We start from the raw sequence: 4,970 nt of genomic DNA, 5'->3' as shown, positions 1-4,970 counted from the left end.
GCACGGCCGGCATGGCCACGCGCTGCCCGCCGCAGGGCCTGCCCGAGCTGCGCGAGCGCATCGCGATGCTGCTGCGCGGCCAGGGGCTGGCGGTCGATGCCGGCCGAGTGATGACCACTTATGGCGGCACCCAGGCCATCGATCTGATCTGCCGTGCCTTTGTGCAGCCGGGCGATACGGTGCTGGTCGAGAACCCCGGCTACTTCCTGATGTTCGGCCGGCTGCGCGAGGCCGGGCTGCGGGTGGTGCCGATCACGCGCCGCCCCGATGGCCTCGATCTGGACGAGCTGGAGACCGCCTGCCGTGTGCATCGGCCGCGCCTGCTCTTCATCCAGACCGTGCTGCACAACCCGACCGGCTGGGGCAGCAGCCCGGCGAATCTGCACAAGGTGCTGATGCTGGCCGAAACGCATGGCCTGCTGATTGCAGAGGACGATGTGCAGGGCCACTTCCACCCCGGCCATCCGACCCGGCTGGCGGCGCTGTCGGGGCTGGGCCGGGTGATCTACTACTCGAGCTTTTGCAAGGCGCTGAGCCCGGCGCTGCGCCTGGGCTATCTGGCGGCCGAGCCGGCGCTGCTGAAGGCCTTGCTGCGCGAAAAGATCTACACGGTGCTGACGACGCCGGCGCTCAACGAGTACCTGCTGCTGGAGCTGCTGGCGGCCGGGCGCTGGCGCAAGCATCTGGAGCGTCTGCAGCGCCAGCTGATCGCGGCGCGCAACAGCACCGCGCGCCAGCTCGCGGCTGCCGGCATCGCCTTCGACCCCCAGCCCGGCGAGGGCGGGCTGTTCCTGTGGGGCCGGGTGCCGGAGGGTGTGGACGTCGATCTGCTGGTGCAGGACGCCTACCGCAACAAGATACTGCTGGCGCGCGGCGCCACCTTCCGCGCCGATGCCGCGCCCGACCCGCATCTGCGCTTCAACGTCGTGCTGGCCCAGCATGTGCGGCTGGCCGACTATCTGCGCGAGCGCCTGCAGGCGCTGGCCGGCGCGCGGGCGACGCTGGGGCGGGTCAGCGGGACGTTGGGCGCCTAGACCCCAGCGATGTGACCAGGCTCAGCAGCGCCGCAGCCGGCAGCAGCAGGGCCTCGGGCGCCTTCAAGGTCCATAGCGTCGCGCCACTGATCGCGCACCACAGCAGCGGGATCGGCCACAGCCACCAGGGACCGGGACGCAAGAGCAGCAGGCCCAAGGTGGCCAGCACCGTCGGATCAGGGGCGAGGCCGAACAGCTCGACGCCCCGCCAGCTACGGCCAAGCGCCAAGGCCAGCAGCGGCTGGGCGAGCAGGGCCCAGGCGATCAAAGCCAGGCCCGGCCAGCGCCGCCGTGGCAAGGCCGCCGGGCACCGCGTCGCCACCGCCAGCAGCAGGGCCTGCAATGCGAAGCCGGCGGCGAACCACGACGCCGCCCAGTTGATCTGCGCATAGCGCTGCCAGTGAAACGCCCAGGCCACCCATAGCCAGGCGATCACCAGCAGCCACAGCGGCCAGCGTACGGTGCTCAGCGGGCTCAGCAGCAGCGCCAGCCCAGCCGCCAGCATCGGCAGCTGCAGCGGCCAGACGGCGGCGTTGTAGCGCTCGAACAGGCGCGCATAGGCGGCCGGCGAGAACATCAGGAAGTCCGACAAGCCGTAAGTCCACCACTCCGACATGCTCAGAGCGCCGCGATCAGCTCGGCAATGCGCCGGCGCTGGGTCGCATCCGGCATGGGCCCGCTGGCGGCGGCCATGTTCTGGCGCAGATGCTCGACTCGGCTGGTGGCCGGGATCGCGCAGGTGATGGCCGGGTGCGAGACGATGAACTTCAGCACCAGCTCGGCCCAGCTGCTGCAGCCCAGCTCGGTGCCGGCCCAGGGCGGCAGTCGCTCACCGGCCAGGGCCTGCAGCAGCTCGCCCTGGCGGAACGGCCGGTTGGCGATCACCGCGATGCCGCGCTCCTGGGCCAGCGGCAGCAGCCGCGCCTCGGCTTCGCGGTCCAGCGGGTTGTAGCTGAGCTGGATGAAGTCCAGCGGCTGGCTGCGCATGATGCGCTCCAGCTCGGCATGGCGCCGACCCTCCGAGGTGCTGATGCCCACATAGCGCAGCAGCCCGCTCGCCTTCAGCGTCAGCAACTGCGGCAAATGCGCTTCCCAGGCCAGCAGGTTGTGAACCTGCAACAGGTCGAAGCGGGCCAGGCCCCAGTGCCGGCGCGAGGCCTCGATCTGAGCCGGCCCGCGCGCGCCGGCGCCTATCCAGACCTTGTCGGCCGCGAACACCGAGGCGGCGGCCGGGCCCAGCGCCGCCAGCCCCTGGCCGATCACCGGCTGCGAGGAGCCGTACATCGGCGAGGAATCGATCAGCCGCCCGCCGGCCGCGAAAAAGGCCCGCATCACCGCCGTGCAGCCGGCGCGTGCCTGCGCATCGTCGCCGACATTGAAGGTGATCCAGCTGCCCAGGCCCAGCACCGGGATGGTTTCGCCGGTGGACGGGATCGGTTTGAGCAGCGGCGCCGGCTTGGCCTGGGCGACCGGGGGCAGGGCCAGCGCGGGCGCCAACAGGGCCAGCCGGCGCAAGAGCCGGCGCCGGGCGGGATGGGCGGGCTTCATCGTCATGATCGCCTCCGGTAGATCGCTGCTGATCGGCGGCGCTGCAGGGCCGCCCTTGCACTCTAAGCCATGGGCGCCGCGCCGGGCGTCCCCGATTGACGGCTTTTCGCCGTGGCCGACCCGGCCGTGCGGCCGCAGCGCTGTAGGACGGTGCCGCGTCCACGCGCTATGTGCGTCAACGCACGGACCCTGCGCGTGAAAGCGCCCAGCCTGATCGCTCACGGACGCCCGACCCCGGCGCGCCGCCTTCAACGAAAGGATTTGCGATGACACGCTCTCTTGGCCTTCGGGCCGTACCCGGCGCGCTGGCGCTGTTGGCACTGGCGGCCTGCGCCAGCACGCCGCCTCCGAACGCCGAGCTGGCGCTGTCCAGCGCCGCACTGACCCGCGCCGACGGTGCCGGCGCCGCCGAACTGGCCCCGGCCGAGCTGCGCATGGCACGCGCCAAGCTGGAGCGCGCCCAGGCCGCGCTGGCCGCCAAGGACCACGATCAGGCGCTGCAGATGGCCCAGCAGTCGGAGGTGGACGCCCGCCTGGCCGAGGCCAAGAGCCGCGCCGCCAAGGCCCGCAAGACCGCCGATGAGCTGCAGGAAAGCAACCGCGTGCTGCGCGAGGAGATGGGCCGCAAGACACCGGTCATGCAGCCCGCACCCATAACCCCGAGGAGCCCGTCATGAACATTGCCCGCAAGCATTCCCTGTCCCTGCTGAGCCTGGCGGCCCTGAGCGTGCTGATGGGCTGCAGCAGCCTGCCGGCCGACAACGCAAGGTTGGAGGAGGCCCGCCGCGACTACCGCGCGGCGCAGCAAAATCCCAAGGTCGGCGAGCTGGCCGGCGTCGAGATGCGCCAGGCCAGCGACGCGCTGAACAAGGCCAGCGACGCCTGGACCCGCAAGGACAAGCCCAGCGAGGTGGACCACTGGTCCTACCTGGCCAAGCAGCGCATCGCGATCGCGCAGGAGACCGCCGGCCAGAAGGGCGCCGAGCAGGCCCTGGGCCTGGCCACCGCCGAGCGCGACCGTTCGCGCCTGGCCGCGCGCACCAACGAAGCCGACAACGCCCAGCGCAATGCCAATGCGGCGATGCAACAGGCCGATGCCGCGCAGCGCCAGGCCGCGATGGCCCAGCAGCAGACCCGGGATGCCCGCGCCGTCAACGCCCAGCTGGAGGCTCAGCTCAAGGAGATGAACGCGCTGCAGACCGAGCGCGGTCTGGTCATCACGATAGGCGATGTGCTGTTCGACACCAACCGCGCCGAGCTCAAGCCCGGCGGCATGCGCAATGTCGAGAAGCTGGTCGGCTTCCTGAAGCAGTATCCGCAGCGCACCGCGATGGTCGAGGGCTATACCGACAGCGTCGGCAGCGACAGCACCAACCAGGGCCTGTCGGCGCGGCGCGCCGACGCGGTGCGCATGGCCCTGGTCGACCAGGGCGTGGGCCGCGAGCGCATTCGCTCCCAGGGCTATGGCGAGGCCTATCCGGTGGCCAGCAATGACAGCGCCGACGGCCGCCAGCTGAACCGCCGCGTCGAGATCCTGCTGTCGGACGAGGCCGGCGCGATCAAGCCGCGATAGGCGTCAGCGGCAGCACGAAGCAGGTCTCGGGGGCCAGGTCTTGCCAACGCAGGACCTGGCCCTCGTCAATGAGGGTGGCCCCGGCCGCAGCCGCCGCCACCCGCGCCTGCTCCGGCGTGGCGCGCAGCAGGATGAAGCGCATCTGCCGTCCATCGCGTCGCAAGGTCAGCTCGGCCTCGGGCCAGTGCGCCGGCAGGCAGGGCGAGAAGCTCAGGCTCTGGGCCTCCAGCTTCAGCCCGAAGATGGCCTCCAGCGCCGCGCGGTGCAGCCAGGCCGCCGCGCCGGTGTACCAGCTCCAGCCGCCGCGGCCGATATAGGGCGGCTGCGTGTAGATGTCGCCGGCCATCACATAGGGCTCCAGGCCATAGACCGGGCCCTGCTGCGGATGGGCGGCCCGGTGGGCCGGGCTCAGATGGCAGAAGTACTGGTAGGGCAGGTCGGAGGGCCGGTTCAGCCGCGCCTGGGCCATCAGCGCCCAGATGCCGGCGTGCGAATACTGGCCGCCGTTCTCGCGCACGCCGGGCGGGTAGGCCTGGATATAGCCGGCGCTGGGATCGGCATGGGCCAGCGGCGGGTCCAGCAGCCGTATCAGCCCGGCCTCGGCGTCGACCAGCAGGGCGTGGGCCGAGGCCATGGCCTGCTGCGCGCGGCCCGGCTCGCCCTCGACGCCGGACAGCACGGCCCAGGCCTGGGCGATCAGATCGATGCGGGCCTCGCTGTTGGCGGCCGAGCCGAGCGGCTGGCCATCGTCGAAGAAGGCGCGCTTGTACCACTGGCCGTCCCAGGCCGGACCGGCCAGCGCGGCGCGCCAGCCC

At 71.7% G+C, this 4,970-nt stretch carries 6 protein-coding genes; 3 read left to right on the top strand and 3 right to left on the bottom strand.

The features are described 5' to 3' along the window. A partial coding sequence (locus PO768_RS27810; protein ID WP_272648647.1) for an aminotransferase-like domain-containing protein occupies positions 1 to 1,034 on the top strand: 1,034 nt, incomplete at its 5' end. On the opposite strand, the gene PO768_RS27805 is transcribed toward PO768_RS27810, so the two are convergent. Then, positions 1,012 to 1,650, bottom strand: a complete 639-nt coding sequence (locus tag PO768_RS27805) for a DUF6064 family protein (RefSeq protein ID WP_272648646.1) — start codon at positions 1,648 to 1,650, stop codon at positions 1,012 to 1,014. The genes PO768_RS27810 and PO768_RS27805 overlap by 23 nt on opposite strands. 2 nt (positions 1,651 to 1,652) lie before the next feature. After that, complete coding sequence (locus PO768_RS27800; protein ID WP_336297794.1) at positions 1,653 to 2,588, bottom strand: aldo/keto reductase; 936 nt, start codon at positions 2,586 to 2,588, stop codon at positions 1,653 to 1,655. Between the two features lie 260 nt (positions 2,589 to 2,848). On the opposite strand from PO768_RS27800, the gene PO768_RS27795 reads away from it, so the two are divergent. Continuing rightward, positions 2,849 to 3,259, top strand: coding sequence for a DUF4398 domain-containing protein (locus PO768_RS27795; protein WP_269840242.1), 411 nt, complete (start codon positions 2,849 to 2,851; stop codon positions 3,257 to 3,259). Beyond that, on the top strand, positions 3,256 to 4,155 hold the full coding sequence (locus tag PO768_RS27790; RefSeq protein WP_137942054.1) for an OmpA family protein: 900 nt from the start codon (positions 3,256 to 3,258) through the stop codon (positions 4,153 to 4,155). The genes PO768_RS27795 and PO768_RS27790 overlap by 4 nt, the downstream gene beginning before the upstream one ends. Here PO768_RS27790 and PO768_RS27785 read toward each other — a convergent pair. After that, positions 4,142 to 4,970 (bottom strand): GH36-type glycosyl hydrolase domain-containing protein (locus PO768_RS27785; protein ID WP_272648645.1); only part of this gene is annotated, 829 nt, incomplete at its 5' end. The two genes, PO768_RS27790 and PO768_RS27785, sit on opposite strands and share 14 nt — an antisense overlap.

The organism is Paucibacter sp. XJ19-41 (genome assembly GCF_028462495.1).
Taxonomy (GTDB): Bacteria; Pseudomonadota; Gammaproteobacteria; order Burkholderiales; family Burkholderiaceae_C; genus Roseateles_E.
This window is presented reverse-complemented; position numbering and strand designations above follow the sequence as displayed.

Excerpts from the sequence above, each read along its gene's own strand:
- PO768_RS27805 (WP_272648646.1), bottom strand. The coding sequence starts at position 1,650 with ATGTCGGAGTGGTGGACTTACGGCTTGTCGGACTTCCTGATGTTCTCG.
- PO768_RS27800 (WP_336297794.1), bottom strand. The coding sequence starts at position 2,588 with ATGACGATGAAGCCCGCCCATCCCGCCCGGCGCCGGCTCTTGCGCCGG.
- PO768_RS27795 (WP_269840242.1), top strand. The coding sequence starts at position 2,849 with ATGACACGCTCTCTTGGCCTTCGGGCCGTACCCGGCGCGCTGGCGCTG.
- PO768_RS27790 (WP_137942054.1), top strand. The coding sequence starts at position 3,256 with ATGAACATTGCCCGCAAGCATTCCCTGTCCCTGCTGAGCCTGGCGGCC.